Annotated in this window: 15 protein-coding genes; 14 read left to right on the forward strand and 1 reads right to left on the reverse strand. The window is 41.9% G+C overall.

The genetic code is table 11. The features are described 5' to 3' along the window. Positions 1 to 1067: IS110 family RNA-guided transposase (locus P5G49_RS15910; protein ID WP_301245403.1), on the reverse strand; the 1067-nt coding region annotated here is incomplete at its 3' end. 472 nt (positions 1068 to 1539) lie between these two features. On the opposite strand from P5G49_RS15910, the gene P5G49_RS15915 reads away from it, so the two are divergent. The 14 genes from P5G49_RS15915 (at position 1540) to P5G49_RS15980 (ending at position 18408) form a co-directional block, all read left to right on the forward strand. After that, a complete protein-coding gene (locus P5G49_RS15915; protein ID WP_301245405.1) occupies positions 1540 to 1734 on the forward strand; it encodes a hypothetical protein in 195 nt (64 codons plus the stop codon). Positions 1735 to 2128: 394 nt separating this feature from the next. Beyond that, positions 2129 to 2887 carry a 2,4-dienoyl-CoA reductase gene (gene fadH, locus P5G49_RS15920; RefSeq protein ID WP_301245407.1) on the forward strand — a complete coding sequence of 253 codons (759 nt, stop codon included), beginning with the start codon at positions 2129 to 2131 and terminating at the stop codon, positions 2885 to 2887. Positions 2888 to 3031: 144 nt separating this feature from the next. Next, entirely contained in the window at positions 3032 to 3382 is a 351-nt protein-coding gene (locus P5G49_RS15925; protein WP_301245409.1) for a hypothetical protein, read from the forward strand. Between the two features lie 143 nt (positions 3383 to 3525). Further along, complete coding sequence (gene cbpB / locus P5G49_RS15930) at positions 3526 to 3963, forward strand: cyclic-di-AMP-binding protein CbpB (RefSeq protein ID WP_301245411.1); 438 nt, start codon at positions 3526 to 3528, stop codon at positions 3961 to 3963. A gap of 133 nt (positions 3964 to 4096) precedes the next feature. Beyond that, positions 4097 to 5533 (forward strand): MDR family MFS transporter, encoded by a 1437-nt coding sequence (locus tag P5G49_RS15935; protein ID WP_301245486.1) that lies wholly within the window; start codon positions 4097 to 4099, stop codon positions 5531 to 5533. Further along, a complete protein-coding gene (gene ccpC / locus P5G49_RS15940) occupies positions 5520 to 6410 on the forward strand; it encodes a transcriptional regulator CcpC (protein WP_301245413.1) in 891 nt (296 codons plus the stop codon). The genes P5G49_RS15935 and ccpC overlap by 14 nt, the downstream gene beginning before the upstream one ends. 81 nt (positions 6411 to 6491) lie before the next feature. Beyond that, on the forward strand, positions 6492 to 8912 hold the full coding sequence (locus tag P5G49_RS15945) for a hypothetical protein (protein ID WP_301245415.1): 2421 nt from the start codon (positions 6492 to 6494) through the stop codon (positions 8910 to 8912). Continuing rightward, entirely contained in the window at positions 8909 to 9841 is a 933-nt protein-coding gene (locus P5G49_RS15950; protein WP_301245417.1) for an ABC transporter ATP-binding protein, read from the forward strand. The genes P5G49_RS15945 and P5G49_RS15950 overlap by 4 nt, the downstream gene beginning before the upstream one ends. Before the next feature lies 1 nt (position 9842). Further along, the gene (locus P5G49_RS15955; protein WP_301245419.1) at positions 9843 to 10685 is read left to right on the forward strand and encodes an ABC transporter permease; all 843 of its coding nucleotides are present in this window, start codon (positions 9843 to 9845) and stop codon (positions 10683 to 10685) included. Between the two features lie 13 nt (positions 10686 to 10698). Next, on the forward strand, positions 10699 to 12162 hold the full coding sequence (locus P5G49_RS15960) for a hypothetical protein (RefSeq protein WP_301245421.1): 1464 nt from the start codon (positions 10699 to 10701) through the stop codon (positions 12160 to 12162). A 22-nt stretch (positions 12163 to 12184) separates the two neighbouring features. Next, on the forward strand, positions 12185 to 13180 hold the full coding sequence (locus tag P5G49_RS15965) for an AAA family ATPase (RefSeq protein ID WP_301245423.1): 996 nt from the start codon (positions 12185 to 12187) through the stop codon (positions 13178 to 13180). Further along, positions 13177 to 14049, forward strand: a complete 873-nt coding sequence (locus P5G49_RS15970; protein ID WP_301245425.1) for a DUF58 domain-containing protein — start codon at positions 13177 to 13179, stop codon at positions 14047 to 14049. The genes P5G49_RS15965 and P5G49_RS15970 overlap by 4 nt, the downstream gene beginning before the upstream one ends. A 14-nt stretch (positions 14050 to 14063) precedes the next feature. After that, entirely contained in the window at positions 14064 to 15827 is a 1764-nt protein-coding gene (locus P5G49_RS15975) for a vWA domain-containing protein (protein WP_301245427.1), read from the forward strand. Then, on the forward strand, positions 15811 to 18408 hold the full coding sequence (locus P5G49_RS15980) for a VWA domain-containing protein (RefSeq protein WP_301245429.1): 2598 nt from the start codon (positions 15811 to 15813) through the stop codon (positions 18406 to 18408). Before P5G49_RS15975 ends, P5G49_RS15980 begins: the two co-directional genes overlap by 17 nt. Positions 18409 to 18437 lie beyond the last annotated feature (29 nt).

The raw sequence follows: 18437 nt of genomic DNA on the forward strand, positions 1-18437 counted from the left end.
ATAGTATTCTTTGTTTTTGCCCGTAAGGAGATCATTGACATTACCATGAAATAGAGAATTTTCCTTAACCTTCGGTTCTCCCGTTTATTAATCCGGTCCTGGTACTGGAGTTTCCCAGATTGGTGCCTTTGAATATCAATCCCCGCGTATGCATTGATCTGTTTTGGATTCTTAAAGCGTCGAATGTCACCTAACTCACCGATTATTCTTACGGCTGTTGTTTCTCCGATTCCTGGAAATGACACGAGCACTTTAAAGTCTACTCTTTCCTTTGATAATTCCACCATCTGTCTGATGATGTCCTTTTTCTGTTTCATCAGTTCCAAAATGCGCTTTGCATAGTGCTTTAAATGGTGGCAACGGACGTCTCCCGGTCTGATAGCCGAATAGGAATTCTCTGCTGCGGTGAATAATAATGCTGCTTCTTCCTCCGCTTTCTGATCAGATATATTCTTACGGGTTGCCTGTTTGATTTGGTTGTGTAAATCCTTTTTTGAAAGGTTTTGTAAACAAGCAGGATGTGGATAGAGCTGGACGATATTCAAAAACATGGCTGAGCTCTTTGAAAACACTTTTTCCAATAGTGGAAAGCTTAACTGTAAGAACGCATGTAACCGATTGTAGTGATGTCTAATTTCCTTTTCAATCTCTTCGTAGTAGCGTCCCAGCGCTCGCATCTGTTCAAAATAGTCCTCTTGTACGTATGTTTCCTGCCGGTCAGATTTGAAATGGGATTTGGCCAGTTCATGGGCATCACTGATATCCGTCTTATGACGGCGCATGGCAGCCATCTGAAGCTTAGCTTCCAATGGGTTTAGGCGCATATAAGGATAGTGTTGTGCCTGCAAAAAGCACTCAAGCCCTTTTGAATAGACGCCTGTAGCCTCGAAGACAATCTCAGGCATTTGGCCGTCTTGTTTCCTCAGTGATTCTATTCGCTCTTTTAATGATTGGAAGCCCGTTACTGTATGTTCCAATTCACCTTCAAATTGACAGCGTTGATTGTGATCATAGACAACCATTGTACTTTTTCCCATACTTACATCAAAAGCCATTACATGTTTCATCTTTCTTCCTCCTGGTGACAACTCATAGAAGTCCTTCACAGTGCCTCATCGATTCCATTTTCTTATACACGACCTCAAGGGCCCAACATACTAAACTGATTCTAATAAGGGTGTGAAGTTAGTCGGTTTCCTTATACGGATTCAAAGATCCCAGCGTCCGCACGACTTTCCTTCACTTCTACTATAAAAAAATAGTAGCACAAACCATGGCCATGGTCTGCACTACTAATGTTAGTATGTTTCCGCGGGGCGGGCGGTGAGCCTCCTCGTCCGCGACGCTACGCTTTCGCTACCTGCGGGGTCTCACCTGACCCGCTGATCCCGCAGGAAAAGCCGTAATGAAGGACGGCTTTTGCGAACAAAAGCGAAGCGTTGAGAGCATATCTTTGCACTTCGCCGCCTTCCGCTCCAATCAACGGAAATCATAAATATTTTTGTGTGGTTTTATAAATGTTTTGGGGGTGAAAGGTTAATGGAAATGATCCCTTTGATCATCGGTTTCTATTTTTCACCTATATTGGCTATTATTTTTTGTTTGAATCTTGTTGAAGTGATAAAAAAAGTAAAGAATGACCAGCCAACTTCCAGTAATTCGTTTTGGATGACAGTATCTTTTGCTCTGATTGTATGGACCATTTGTGCTTCAGTTATTATGACTGCAGCTTAAAAGAGTCGTCGTAACTATAACAAAGTGAAAAGTTGTTAAGGGGGAAGAAGTTTATAAATATTAGATTTTACTTGAATTTATATCCCGATATTTCTGTGGAGGAATGGACTTTCAAGAGCCCAAAGGAGATTTTTGAAGAAGGAAACTATATAGAGAACTATAAGTGGATTTTTGCGCACACTAAGTTGATTGAAGTGGAAGGCGGCGACTCCTTGGGGATTAGCGTGACAGGTGAGACCCCGCAGAAGCGTAGCGACGAGGAGGCTCACCGCGCGCCCCCAGGAAAGCGTCCGCCTGGAACGGAAATCAACTGTTTACTCTATACTCTAGGCAATCTTGGAAAGTTGTGTTATAATTTTGAATGAATACTCATTCATTACAAAGGGGGATTGTTATGTTTACTGACAAGGTGTTTATTGTAACTGGTGGATCGAATGGTATGGGGAAGTTCATGGCAAAGAAATTTGCTGATGAAGGTGCCGATGTCATTATTACAGGGCGCGATCTTGATCGATTGGAAGCTGCAAAACAGGAAATTGGAGAGAAAGCGCATATTTATCAAATGGATGTGCGCAATCTTGAAAATGTACAAGGTTTAGTTGAATTTGCAGATGATAAATTCGGTAAAATTGATGGTTTGGTAAATAATGCTGCTGGTAATTTCATTGTTAAAGCTGAGGATCTTTCTCCGAATGGCTGGAAATCCGTTATTGATATTGTATTGAATGGGACATTCTATTGTACAAGTGCGGTTGGAAACTATTGGATTAAGAAGGGACAGAAAGGTTCCATTCTTAATATGCTGGCGACTTATGCATGGGATGCTGGTCCAGGTATTGTCCATTCAGCCGCTGCAAAGGCTGGTGTTATGTCATTGACGCGCACACTTGCTGTTGAATGGGGAAGAAGCTATGGATTCAGAGTGAATGGCATTGCACCAGGTCCAATTGAGCGAACTGGTGGTGCAGAGCGTCTGTTTCAGTCAGAAAAAGCAGTTCAACGTACGATCAATTCAGTACCGCTTGGAAGAGTTGGGCAGCCTGAAGAAATCGCTGAATTGGCGGCATTCATCATGTCTGATAAAGCGGCATATATGAATGGTGAAATCGTAACGTTAGACGGCGGACAGTGGTTGAACCAGTATCCGTTTTAATAATTCAACATATGCTTATTATGCGCAATTGAAGGCGGATATGCGTATTTTGGAGGATTTATGAGCTTTTCAAAGGATTTATAATTATTTAGATTTATTTATGAGTGTTTACAGGGATTTATGCGTTTTTGAGATGAAATATGCATGTTTCAATTGATTTATGCGTATTGCGAAGGAACATTTATAGATGTAGCCAGTATTGTTTTCATGAATAAACACATTCTAACTTCGACACTTATAGTGGAAGGGAGAATTGGATTCAATATGGCTATTTGGATTGTTCCGTTGGCAATTGTATTTATTATCATTGGTATTATAGGATGGAGAGCTGTGAGGGTCTGGGATACTGCTGTAGTGCTTAACGAAAAGGATCAACGTGTTGCAGATGCAGTAGAAGATCATCCCTTTACGCTCAATCCTATTATATGGGTGATCGGTGTCGCGGCGTTATTTATCCTCTTTGTGATTTTCTTTTACTGGGCCTCTTCCATATAGGAAGGGGTTTCCTTTTTGTTTGCGAAACCTGTCCAGCTCCGGGCGCTTTTCTTTTGATTTCGGTGGGATGTTCACTGTCGCTTATGGTATGATAGATTTGTAGAATTGTTTTGTAGCTTGTGAACAGAAGGAGCGATATTTCTATGATTTCTCTAAATAACAGGGATTTTCTTTATGTGCCGATTGCCGATTATCTTATTCCTGCCGAAAAAGTGGCCCATGTGCAAATCGGCAATAATGCGGAACACGCCCTTCTCGTCCTTACGAAAACCGGTTATTCTGCAATACCTGTCATTGATTCAAAAAACCAACTAAAAGGACTTCTTGGAATTGGTATGATCACGGATTCCATTTTGGGGATGGAAAGAATCGAATATGAAAAGCTTGCAGACTTGAAGGTGGACCAAATCATGCAAACGGATATTCCGAACATAAAAACTACTGACAAGTTCCAAAAGGGCTTGGACCTGCTAATTAATCATACTTTTCTCTGTGTAACTGAAGAGGACGGTACTTTTGCGGGTATACTGACGAGAAGAGTCATGCTGAAGGAATTCAAGAAATACATCTACAAGAATTAATCATGTTCAATGTGTGATCATTGAAGAGAAAGGCTCCAATTGGGGCCTTTTACTGTTTTTATTTATTGTTGAAAGGAGAATTGTCGTGGATGTACATAAAAAAACAAAGCGCCCACTTGTTCTGATTTCGGTCATGCTTGCCATGTTCGTCGGTGCAGTGGAGGCAACGATCGTTTCTACTGCAATGCCTGCAATTGCAGCAGAGCTTGGTGGTTTTTCTAGATATAGTTGGATATTTTCATCATATTTGTTGATGAGTACTGTCACTGTCCTTATTTATGGAAAGTTGGCTGACATATTTGGTCGTAAACCGATCTTGTTTCTTGGAATGGCAATTTTTCTTATTGGCTCGATACTTTGTGGCTTTGCAGGATCGATGGAACAACTTATCATTTACCGATTGATCCAAGGGTTAGGAGCAGGGGCGGTCATGCCGATTGCAACGACTATTGTGGGAGATATCTACTCGACAAAGGAACGTGCTAAAATCCAAGGTTATTTATCAAGTGTTTGGGGTGTTTCTGCTGTTTCGGGTCCTGTCATTGGTGGATTGATCGTCCAGTATATGGATTGGAAGTATGTTTTCTGGGTTAATGTACCACTTGGGTTGCTTGCGGTAGCTGGCGTGTTTTTCTTTCTCCATGAACCTGTAGTTGAACGGAAAGTTGCAATTGACTTCAAAGGGGCAGCACTCCTTGCAACTTCATTGTCAGTTATCCTGTTTTGGCTTGTTGAGGGTGGGCAATCATTCGACAGGGCATCTTTATTAAGTCTTTTGCTTATAGTCTTTGGGGTTGGGTTGTTTTCATTTTTCATATGGATCGAACGGAAGGCTGCGGATCCGATGATGCCGTTCGCCATTTGGAAAAATCCAGTCATTCTTTACGCGAATCTTGTTTCATTGACTACCGGAGTCATAATGATAGGCGTTTCCTCATATTTACCAACATTTGTGACAGGGGTAATGGAACAGCCCGCCATTATTGCTGGGTTTACACTGACAGCCATGTCGATAGGATGGCCTATCGCCTCTTCGGTTGCAGGGCATCTTTTAATTAAATTCGGTACTTTTAAAGTTTCATTCGCCGGTGGGTTATCACTAATTTTGGGTGGGATTTTATTCGTATTGATGACTAGTGGATCAGGACCTTTATGGGCTGCGTTTTCAAGCTTTTTCATCGGTGTAGGAATGGGGTTGACGAGCACAGCATTCATTGTAACTATTCAGGGGACTGTTAGCCGGGAACAACGCGGTTCCGCGACTGCGGCGAATATGTTCATGCGTAATTTTGGAAACACGGTAGGAGCCGCAATTTTTGGCGCAGTGCTAAATGGTTCGTTGCTGGCGATTTTCAAACAGAAAGAACTAGATTTTGAAGTAAATGATATTAATCTTCTTTTAACTGAAGAAGCAAGGTCAACATTGTCTGTTTTCAAAATGGAAGAATTGCAATACGCACTGGATGGTTCATTACAATGGGTGTATATCGCAGTGTTAGTTTTTGCTGTAATAAGCCTGTTACTTATTTTACGGATTCCTCGAGGAGTGGTTCAATATGACGACAACTGAACTTGAAATTATCAAGGCACTATCGGAGGAGGGTAATATGCGGAAGGCGGCGGAACGGTTATTCCTTTCGCAGCCTGCGCTCTCCCAACGACTTCAGAATATTGAGAAGGAATGGGGGACATTGCTTTTCATCCGCTCCCAAAAAGGATTGGAACCTACACCAGCTGGGGAGCTTGTCATCGCATATGCAAAGGAAACAATAATTAAAAAAGAGGAAACGGCAGAAATGATTGCGTCATTAGCGGATAAAGTGCACGGAACGCTAAAAATTGCGTGTGCGTCAATAGTTGGTCAAACTTGGTTGCCTCAAGTATTGAAGGAATTTGTAGGTGCATATCCGGATGCGAAAATTTCACTGATGACAGGTTGGAGCTCAGAAATTGTGAAAGCGCTTTATGAAGGAGAAGCCCATATTGGAATTGTACGTGGACAAGTGGATTGGAAGAGTAAAAAAGAATATTTATTCAGGGATCGACTGTACCTCGTGGACCAAGAAATTACAACGATAGATGAGTTGAAAAATACAAGCAGGCCGTTCATCCAGTTTAAAAGTGATTCGAATTACTACATGGAAATTCAAAGGTGGTGGCAACGACATTTCACACAAAATCCTGGGCGTCAAATAACCGTTGACCAGATTGAGACATGTAAACAACTTGCACTGAATGGTATCGGTTATGCAATCTTACCGTCAATAACTCTATCAGGTGATGAGGATGTCAACAGGATACCCTTGCTGAATAGTGAGGAGGAATTTGAGTTGACGAGGGATACATGGCTAATCGGCTATGATTCAACGTTTGCGTTGAAACAAGTGGATGCATTCACTCAAGTTGTAAACAAATATGCTGAAAGATTAAGAAAGGAATCAGAATAGAAGGGAACTTTCCTCTATTCTCTACGTACTAATTAGGAAAGGTCGTAGAAAAATGGCGTTAGATGAGAGGGGGATTTACATATGTGGAGGAAACACCTAAGTACTATTGTTATACTAATAGTAATTTGCCTATTTTTTCCTGCTGTCCATGCAATGGCTGCGCCTGAACTTAAAGTTAAGGTGTCTGCAGGGTTTGATGGGAAAGCGAAGTATGGAAAAGGAGCACCCATTACGATTGAAATCGAAAATAGTGGAACATCGCCGTTTAATGGTGACTTAGTCGTCGATACGCAGCAATCATACGAATCTGGCGTAGGGGAAGTTTTTCCTGTGAACGTAGGGGCCGGTGAAACGAAAACGGTCACTTTCATTAATTCCAAGATGTATGATTTCAATATGTATGGTATGAATACGAAATCTATTTTCTTTTATGAAGGCGGTTGGAAAAAGGGGAAAGAGATTGCTCATAAAGGGTCTCAACAAATAACAGTCGCAATGTACCATGAGGATACAAAAATCTTAACTGCATTTACGGATAATATTGATCGGTTGTCCGCATTAAAAGGGATGCGCTTGACCAATTATCCTAATGTGCAGATGATTGATGCATCCAAGATCACATCCGTTAAACTACCGGATGTGTCCGCTGGCTGGGGACCAACTGATGTGATTATCGTAGATGAATATCCGATTGCGGATATGTCGGCAGTTGAACAAGATGCGCTTATCAACTATGTTCGTTCGGGCGGAGTCATCATTTTCGGAAATTCAGATCATCTTGCTGTGGAATCTGGTGCATTTGCTGAGTTTTTACCTCTTACACTGACAGACAAAACGACTATTGGTCCTGAAGCATTCAAAAATTGGACTGAAATTGACGGATTTGATAATGACGTTACCATCTCACAGTCAACCTTGAACACCGATGCGAAAGTAATCTATTCACATGGGCCTAATATTTTGGCAGCATCAAAGTCACTTGGAAAAGGAATGGTCGTCCAAACTGCTTTTTCATTAGGTGACGAACCTCTATCAAAAATGCATGGAACACATACTCTATGGAAAAAATTGCTTGACGCTGTCGATCAATCAATGATGGCAGGCGGTATAATGCCTTATTATAACGACCCAATGGAATCAATGCGATGGTCCATTGGAAATTCAAACGAACTTTTTCCATCTTTTAAAGTGTCCGCTCCTCTTCTTTTCGGAGTTATTCTGCTTTATATCATCATCATCATTCCGGTTTTATATCTTGTATTGAAGCGGAAAGACAAGAGAGAGCATGCTTGGTGGATTATTCCTGCGATTTCAATTGCGGTTTCCGTATTCATCTTTGCCTATGGTGCACGTGATCGTATCGGCCAGGCTCAATTACAGCAGACATCTGTTTTAGATGTAGGTACGGATGGAACATTGTCGGGTTATTTTGTGGAGTCAATATTGACAAATAAGGCAGGGGATTTTGTTTTCACTGCACCGCGCGAGACGACATTATCGACATATACTCCTTTTTCAATGGGTTCTATTTTCGGCCCTTCGCAAATGAGTACCAATGCACATAAACGCGCAATTCTTGAAAGAGATGCATCAGGGTCTAAAATGAATCTTAGGGACATTGGATACTGGGATGTTGCTACTGTATATGGCCAAACGACATTGGATATCAAAGGAAATTATGATGTGAATCTAACTGTAAAAGATAAACAGTTAACAGGAGAAATTACCAATAATTTTCCATTCCCGCTAAAAGATGTTGCAATTTGGTCGGGAAATAAGCAAATAGCCATTGGAGATTTAGGCCCCGGTGAAACAGTAAAAGTTAATGAAACATTGACAACTTCCTCGTTATTGCCTAAACGCTCAGTGAGCCAAGTGTATTCGAGCCAAATGCCTTTAAATACAGATGAATTAATGGAGTGGAGAAAACGAGGTCTAATGGTGTTTTCAGGCGATTTCATCAACAGTCAATCCAAGCCTGCAATTATTGGTTATGCGGACACACAATTAATACCTGTAAACCTTGAGGAAGTAAAGGCTTCTACGGATGCTCTAACGATGATTACACAGGCTTTTACAGCAAATATCGAATTCAGCGATAAATTTACAATCGACTCCGAAATGATGGAGATGAAGCTTACTTCGGAGAAATATAATGCGGAGCCTTATCTAACCGGTTATCCGGCGAATATGTATTATTTCGATGAAGAAAGTTATATTCAAACATGGAAAATACCGGATGAGTGGATGGAGAAAGGATTTAATTGGCAGTCAATGGATATATCGAAAATCCAACGACAATTATACAATGTCAGTATTTTAAATCAAACCACTCAAGAGTTTGAGCAATTAGAGTCTGTACGCAAGCTAACGATCGATTCGATTGTTCCTTATTTATCCAAAGACGGTGAATTAAAACTACGTATTGAATTTACAAATGGGCAACGAGGGATTGAAGCGCAAGCCCCTGAAATCAAGTTGCATGGTGAGGTGAAGAAATGATAGAGATTAAAGGTCTGACAAAGAAATATGGTCAATTCACCGCGCTTGATAATTTGAATCTTACACTCGATGAGGGAACGGTATTTGGATTTGTCGGTGCGAATGGCGCGGGTAAGTCTACGACATTTTTAATATTATCCACATTGCTTCAACCAACTTCGGGGGAAGTTCTCATTAATGGCATCAGTGTTCGGGAAAAACCATCAGAGATCCGAAAACTGATCGGTTATATGCCAGATTTCTTCGGTGTCTACGATCAGCTGAAGGCTGATGAATACTTGGACTTTTACGGGGCGAGCTATGGTATTCCAGAAGAGGAAAGGAAGAAACTTATACCACAGTTGTTAGAATTAGTGAACCTAACCCATAAAAGATATTCTTACGTAGATTTGCTGTCAAGGGGAATGAAGCAAAGATTATGCTTGGCACGAAGCTTGATACACGATCCGAAAGTACTTATTTTGGATGAACCCGCATCTGGCCTTGATCCAAGGGCACGTGTTGAAATGCGTGATATTTTAAAAACGTTAAAAGGTATGGGGAAGACAATATTAATATCTTCCCACATTCTGCCTGAACTTGCGGAAATGTGTGATGAAATTGGTGTTATTGACAATGGAAAACTGATTGCGCATGGATCAGTTGCTGATATTCAGAAAAAATTACAGGGTGAAAAAGTGATTACAGTTCGACTTGGTGACAAAACGGATGAAGCGATTTCTTTCTTTGAAGAGCAGCCGTACGTGACTACAATTGAAAGGCTCGATAGCGAGGATGGCATTTCCTTCACGTATAAGGGAAGCGAAGAGGAGCAGATAGGTATGTTGAAAAAGGCGATGTTAGAGGATTTGCCGATTGTTTCGTTCATGGAGCATGTAACAAACCTTGAAGATGTCTTCATGGAAATAACGAAGGAGGCCGCTGACTAATATGAATTTTAATAATCCGGTTCTCTTTAAGGAATTAAAACTTAGATTCCGATCATTCAAAGGTTTTAATGGCATATTATTCTTTCTGCTTGCTATGTGCGTGTTTGTGTTCGGTTATATATTCCTGACTGTCAATATGACAGGCTCTTCGTATTTCAGACCAAGTCAGAGCTTTGTGCTTTTCGCTTTTCTTTCATACATCCAGTTAGGGCTTGTGTTATTCACGGCCCCCGGATTAACAGCGGGATCGATTAGTTCTGAAAGGGAAAAACAGACGCTGCCGATCCTATTGACGACATCTCAGAGCTCGTTTCAAATAATTTCGGGTAAAATGCTTTCTTCCGTAGCTTTCCTTTTACTATTAATAGTTGCAGGGCTACCCGTTTATAGTTTGGTATTCCTGTTTGGCGGAATTTCTCCTGTGGATTTCGCCAAAGTATTCTTCTTCCTGTTCGTAACCTTGCTTGCGATAGGAAGTCTCGGTGTAATGTTCTCAACGTTAATTCGCAGAACAATTGTATCGATGATCGCAACTTATGGGTCCATGCTTTTCCTTTCGGTAGTGACTGGTTTCCTTTTAATTATTGTCATGCAGATGAAAGCATTTAACACAATGGGGACCGTTGCAACACCTTCTTATTTAGGTCAGTTTTTGGCATCGATTAATCCTGCGGTGCTTTTCGCATCATTTTTATCACCTGAGTTGAATAGAACCATTAGTGAATTGACGAAAATCGAGTTCCCGATTTGGGCTGGATATTTGATATTTTATAGCTTGATTACAGCGGCAGCTTTATTCATATCAGTGAAGAAATTACGTGTTAATATGAAGAGATTAAAATGATGAGGTGTGACAGATGGAAGGGAAAATAGCGTTACAGCGATATGTCAAGAGGGCATTAAGGTCATTACGTCTGGAACGATTGGTCTATAAGCTGCAAACTGGATTGTTTTTGTCTGCTTTGTTGTTCACACTAATCCTTTCCGCTTCCAGACTGTTCATACTGCCTCATTACTTGTTACTTGCGACTTATATTTCTTGCTCTACAATCGGAATAACAATAGTTATTTTGTTGATCAAAAATGTTCGACAAGACGAAGCAATCTGGAAGTTAGATAAGTATCTGCCTGACAACTTATTAGTGACCGCATTGGATGAGCGTGTTCAACAATCCAGCTACGCGGAGACAATCACACAAAATGCGAAAAAAAATATGAATAACGCATTTACACAATTTAAAAGACGTGAAAAAAAATATGTAAATGGCAAGATGTTAATTGGTTTTCTCTTTCTTTTTACAGCCTCAATACTGTTGGTTATGTTTCCTTCTAATGCACAACAGGAGGCAAAAGCAATTGCTCAGGAAAAAGAGATTATTGAGGAACTTAAGAAAGAAATCCAAGAGTTGGCTAAGAAAGAAAAGCTCCCCGAAGTCAAAAAGGAACTTGAGGACCTTGCTGAGAAATTAAAAGACACTGAAACAACTGAAGAAACATTAAGGGAATTAGTGAAAAAGCAGAAAGAATTCAAGTTGAAGGAACAGAGATTAGCCGAAAAGAAAACTAGTGATGGAGATGGATTAAGCGAGTCCGAAGAAGAAGAACTCGAAAAACTTAGACCGTTAGTCGACCAACTTGCTCAGCAAGCTGGAAAGACACAATCTGCATTAAATAAAATTGGTAAGGCTCCATCTTTACCAGCATTAGCTAATGCAGGGAACCAGCCGCCTACTAACAATGGTCAATCAGGATCTACCGGAAAACCTAACTCAGGCCAGCCGCAAGTAAATAGCGGAGGTCAGGGCCAACAAGGCCAAGGCCAAAGTGAAGGCCAGGGCCAAGGTGAAGGTCAGGGTCAAGGCGAAGGGCAGGGCGAAGGCGAAGGCCAAGGAGAAGGCCAGGGCGAAGGCCAAGGAGAAGGCCAGGGCCAAGGTCAAGGCCAAGGTCAAGGCCAAGGCCAAGGCCAAGGTCAAGGTCAAGGCCAAGGTCAAGGCCAAGGTCAAGGCCAAGGCCAAGGTAAAGGTCAAGGTCAAGGCCAAGGTTCGGGACAAGGAACAGGTAAGGGCGGGCGTGATATGCTCTCGATTCCTTCTGACAGAATCGGTGGCTACAATGATCCATCGGTTGTCGGGGGGGAACTTGGAGAAGGCGAGTTCATCGAAGAGAACGAACGTGAAGGTCTTGTTGAGAGAGGGACGCTTAAGCCATACCGCGAAGCAATCGGCAGCTATAAAGACGCTTACTTGAAAGGTTCGGATAAGTTGAAGCTACCCGCAGATTTACAAAGGGTTCTTTCCGATTACTTTTCGTCAATTGAATGAGATATGGATGGGAGATGTACACATGTCGTTTTCGCCAGAGCAATTTGAAGAAATGAGTAAAAAACTTACTGAAGTACGGGAGGAAATCGGTAAATTCATAGTTGGGCAACAGGAAGCAGTTGAATTTTCCTTGTACTCAATATTGGCTGATGGGCATGCTTTATTAGAAGGGTTGCCCGGACTTGGAAAGACCATGCTTATCCGAACAATTTCTGAAGTCTTGGATCTTTCCTTCTCCCGAATCCAATTCACACCTGACCTAATGCCGGCAGATATAACGGGAACCAGCATTCTTGAACGAAATGAAGAAGGAATGCAACGGTTTGTATTTAAGGAGGGCCCTATCTTCAGCCAGATGGTCCTTGCGGATGAAATCAACCGAGCAACTCCTAAAACCCAAAGTGCACTTCTTGAGGCGATGGGGGAAAAGACTGTTACCGTACTTGGAGAAACAAGAAAGATGGCCAAACCGTTTTTTGTATTGGCTACTCAGAACCCGATTGAAATGGAAGGTACTTATCCATTGCCAGAAGCCCAGATGGACCGCTTCTTATGTAAAGTTTTATTGCCTTATCCTTCAAAGGAAGAACTGAAGGAAATCATGCTAAGAACAACTGGCCCTGGTTCCATTACGATTCGAAAAGTGATGAATTCCGAAACAATCGTAGAAGCGCAGGAGATGGTAAAAGCAGTCGTTATCGCGGATGATATGATTGACTACGCAGTCGAACTCGTTTCAGCAACCCATCATAAATCAGGGGCAGGAGATGAATGGAGCCAGTATGTACAATATGGCAGCGGTCCACGAGGCTTGCAGTCCATCATACGTCTTGCAAAAGCAAGGGCGCTTATGGCAGGACGGGTACATGTGTCAATTGCCGATATTAAAACTGTCGCGAAACCAGCATTACGGCACCGTGTCCTTATCAATTATGAAGGGGAAGCGGAAGGGATCGATGTTGATAAACTGATCGATAAATTGGTGGAAGAAGTACGTCAAGGGGCATCTGTGCGATGAAGGGGGAGCTATTTCCCGATAGATTGGCCAAACGATTGGGTGCCTTGTCCATTTCAACAAAATCGAGGCGCCTTGGTCATCATAAAGGTGCTCATCGATCGAGTAAGACGGGCTCTTCCCTTGACTTTTCAGACTTTCGCGAATATCATCCTGGCGATGATTTACGGCATATCGACTGGAATGTATTTGCACGTACTGATAAGCCATTCATTAAACAGTTTTTGGATGAACAGGAAATGCGGGTACATATATTGCTTGATTCCACAAAGTCGATGAGTACGGATGGAAAATGGAATTTTGCACGTCAGATTGCGATAGGATTTGGACATATTGCTTTAAAAAGCGGTGATACGGTTTCATTTTCCACCTATAACACGAGAGAAAGTTATTTCTTTCGAAAAAAAGGTGCGTTGCATCGGGCATCCTTATCAAAATTCATATCCAAACTGGATAACCCTTCATCGACTATGGATTTTGCAGATCATGCCCTAAAACATATACCGAAAGCGGTCACTGTTCTATTAATTATTACGGATGGTCTTGAACAGCTTGATAAGTGGGAGAAGTTATTCAGGAGATTACCGGGTATTTGTAAAGATATTCGAATAGTGACTGTCCACTCCGCACAAGAAGAGATTCCCACATACGAAGGGGACGTTCGGTTAGTGGATATCGAGAATGAATCGGTCATCGAAGTTTCGATGACCAAAAGAATTGTAGAAGATTATACAGAAAAAAAACGAAAACATGAAACCCAACTAACTGCATTGGCGAATAAATACGGAATCCGACTATTACGTACTGAGACTTCTGAAGGTGTCATGGATTTATTTACGAAAAAAATGCGCCAAGTAGGTTGGTTACAATGATGGGAGGCGGCTAAGTGGGGTTCGATCAGTTAAGTAATATGTGGACTGCAGTTTTTCCGTTGGCCGTCCTTCTCTATTATTTCTTTAGGAAAAAGTATGTGACTACAACAATTTCATCCACTTTATTCTGGGAGAAGTCAATGCGGGAGACAAAGGTGTCTCCTTATTTGAAAAATTTACAGCGTAATGCATTATTCTATTTACAAATGGCGGCATTTTTGCTTTTTCTGTTCATTTTGCTTGGACCATTTTTACCGAAGGAATCCGTTCCTACTAGTCATACTGTATTCATCGTTGATACGTCAGCAAGCATGGGTGCAACAGTTGGTGAACTTTCATTATTTGAAAGCAATAAAGAAAAAATACAAGAGCTTGCTGAACAACGGGCGGGAAGCGCAATATCAATCATTACGACTGGCAAGGAACCTTCATTGTTAGTGCGTAAAGAGACAGATGAACGCGCCGTTTTGGCTGCTATCAATCAATTAGACATGCAATATGAACATGAACATATGGCACGCTCAATCGATTTCGCGAAGTCAATCGCTTTGCAAGATGGCGCGGATGTCCATATTTTTACCGACTTTTTGGATAGATCCGTATTTATGGAAAGCGAAAATGGAATCACTTGGACAGTACATACCAATGAAAAACCGTTAGCAAATATTGCAATAGAGAAGTTCGGGGCTGTAGCTACTATGAATGGAACCGAAGCGATTGTTAAACTGTCTAATCAATCTACATCCAAGCAACCTGGAAAGATGATCATAAAGAATGGAGTGACGGGTGAAACGTTGTCCGAACAGGATTTCTTTATTGATGCTGGAGCTGATTTGCTTCTTTCATTTAAGGAGTTACCAACAGTATCCGCCATTAGGGCTGTTCTACAAGTTCAAGATGATTACCCAACGGATAACGAGGCACTGATTTTGATTGGAAACGCATCATCAGAGGTTATCGTTGATAGTCAATTACATGAGCTTGTTAAGAAAGCATTTGAAGCGATAGGATTGACTGTAACAACGGGTTCCGTAAGTGAGATGGAGATGGCAAGAGATCAGGCTATTCTTGTGACAAATGATCCTTCATTTCTCCGGGAAGGGACCGAACCAATTCTATTGATGGGCAGGAATGATTCATCAACAGAACCGGTTTCTGGAATGGTGCAAACCGTAAACGACTCTTTGTTTACGATTGCATCGATTAAAGATATTTACGTGAGTGCCTTATACCCTCCGTTTGAGGGATATGCGACATTGGCGACGGTAGATGGAAAGCCTTTTATACAACGCTCTCAGCGGGGAGATATTGTTGTATTATCTGATATTGCCTTAACCGATTGGCCGTTACACCCATCTTTCCCATTATTTATTTGGAGTTCCGCTGAAATGTTAAGGTCGGGAAGCGACAATGTAGGGGCATTTATACCGAATGAACGGAAAGCGGTCTTAACAAGCGGATCAGAAGGAATCGAAATTTTTACGACTGAAGACAAATATGTTGCAAGCTATCCGGATGGCGGAAGTTTTGTTGCACCTTCGAAACCCGGGATTTATAAAATGATAGACGGCGGAACAGAGAAGTATTTTTCTGTTCAACTAGAGTTAGGTGAAAAAATCGTATCCCATGGATCGGGTTATAAACAAGGATTCGTGGAAACCGATGATGCAGGGAAAGAAGAAGGCAAAAATATGATTGGATGGCTATTCTTATTGCCTGTCCTCCTTCTTTTATTGATCGAGTGGGAGGTGCAAAGACGTCGTGGATATCCGAATTGATGAGCCATTGTGGCTTTTATTGCTTATACCTGTGGCCCTTTATATGGCATACACGTGGAAGACTTCAAAAATGCGGTTTATCGGAAAAGGGACAATTCTTTATGCCTTAAGGAGTTTATCAATACTTTGCATCGTTTTCGCACTTACTTTTCCCTATGTTTTGTTGCCGGATAATGAGGAACAGATTTTATTTGTTGTAGATAGATCGGTATCGGTAGAGGATGCCGGAGCGTCAGCCGGAAAATGGATTGCGGATAGTTTAAAGTCCCGTAACGCGAATCAATCGGTTGGAATTTATTCCTTTGCCGGGACGTTCCGAACCGATTTTCAATTAACCAATGGGGAAGCAAAGTTACCGAAATTGGAACCGATGGAATCGAGTAATGCCACCAATATCGCGAATGCGATTGATTTATCTGCGGCAGTCGCAAAATCTAATTTGGCAACGAGGATTGTTTTGTTGTCCGATGGGCTTGAAACAGAAGGTTCTATGGATGAACTATTGCCGAAATATGAGAATAGCCGTGTTCAAATTGATACGGTCGTCCTTAACAGGGTGAATAAAGCAGATGCATCCATCTTGCTATTCGAAACACCTAAAACTGCTTATGAAGGGGAAAAACAGTTATTGCGTGTAGAGGTGGAGTCATCTTCACGGAAAACGGGTCAGTTGTTGATCTATCGAAATGACGAAGAAATAATTAACGAATCTGTTTCGCTTGATGAAGGTGGTAACGTTTTTTCATTCCACATTGAGGCAAGGGGAACTGGACTTCTGAAGTATGAGGCAAAACTGATTGTACCCGATGACGGTATACTGGAAAACAATAGAATGCTTTCCATTACGATGTTAAAACAGTCCCCAAGAGTTTTAGTCGTTCAAACAGAACGTAATCAATCAGTCATACCGGCGTTGTTAGATCAAAATGCAATGGATGTTGATGTAGTGGAGGCAATGCAGTTACCAGAGAATTTATCCGGCTATTTAGGATATGGAGCTATTATATTTGATAATGTACCAGGTCATCTAATAGGCGAGCATAAAATGACAGTGATCGAACAGGCGGTCAAGAGTTTCGGAACAGGATTCATGATGGTGGGCGGCGACGAGAGCTTTGGATTAGGCGGATATTTCAAATCTCCTATTGAGCGATTATTGCCTGTGGAGATGGAAGTGAAAGGAAAAGAACAGCTTCCTTCCCTCGGATTAGTCATCGCAATGGACCGCTCTGGAAGTATGTCCGGTTCGAAAATTGTAATCGCAAGGGAAGCTGCCGCAAGAGCGGTGGAATTGCTGCGAGACGATGATACATTTGGTTTCACTGCATTTGACCATGAAATATGGGAAGTCATTCCTGTTGGACCTTTAGGGAACAAGCAAGAGAAAATTGATGAGATTTTATCTATTCCCGCTGCTGGTGGTACGGATATATTCCCATCTGTCGCAAAAGGATACGAAGATTTGGCTGATTTGAAGCTACAACGAAAACATATTATTCTATTGACGGATGGACAGTCTGGTATGCCACCTGATTATGAGGATATCATTTCAGAAGGTAAAAATAACAATGTTACATTATCGACCGTAGCAATCGGAACCGATGCAGATGGTGTTTTATTGGAAGAATTAGCTGAAATAGGCGGCGGTAGATTTTATGATGCGGTGGATGAATCGACGGTCCCGGCAATACTGACAAGGGAGACCTCAATGCTAACTCGGACGTATATTGAAGATGATCCGTTCTACGCAACATTCAGCAATGTTCCGGAGTGGACGTCTATTTTCCGAGATGGAGTTCCTCAGATGAATGCTTATATTGCAACAACTCCGAAGGGATCCTCTACAATTGTTGCTGAAAGTCAAAAAGAGGACCCAGTCATTGCGGAGTGGATGTACGGTTTAGGTCGTACAATTGCGTTTACTTCGGATTCGACAGGGAAGTGGTCAGGGGATCTGGCCAGATGGGAAGGTTATTCGGACTTTTGGAACACAGCAGTTGCAAGACTTCTGCCAACGTACGAAGAGGTCCCTTATCTGATAAACCATGAGCGCGGTGGCGCGTATACGGTAACGGACAGCTCGCGAAAAGCCGCATTCTTAGATATTGTTATTGTGGATGAAAAGGGGAATGAGCTTCCTTTCCAGTCTGAACCATTGGCCCCGGGAAAAGTGAGAGTAACATTGAAAGCAGATCCAGGGTTAGTGTTCTTCGGTGTTTCGGATGATAAAGGCGGTCTGTTTGAAGCGGGAGTATCAGTACCTTATAGTGAGGAATACAAGCCATCCGAGCCGAATGTCGCTTTACTTGAAAAAATCGCAGAGCGGACGGGCGGAGAAATTCTTGAAGATCCTGCAAAAGTATTCAGACCCCATCCGTTTAAAAGTGGGAATCAGAAGCCTATTGCAAATTGGTTGATCATGCTGTCGATGATCCTGTTTTTCATAGATATTACATTACGCCGCTTCGGTATGTTCTCCGGATTGATGGCTCGAATCGAGAAAAAACCGGTAACTGAATCGACTTCCGTTGTAGCGGAAGACCATGTATCCGAACTATTGAAAGCGAAAAGGAAAAGATAAAAAAACCTCATCTTCGGAGAATCTTTCGA

Origin of the sequence: Sporosarcina highlanderae (assembly GCF_030433715.1) — a bacterium.
Taxonomy (GTDB): Bacteria; Bacillota; Bacilli; order Bacillales_A; family Planococcaceae; genus Sporosarcina; species Sporosarcina highlanderae.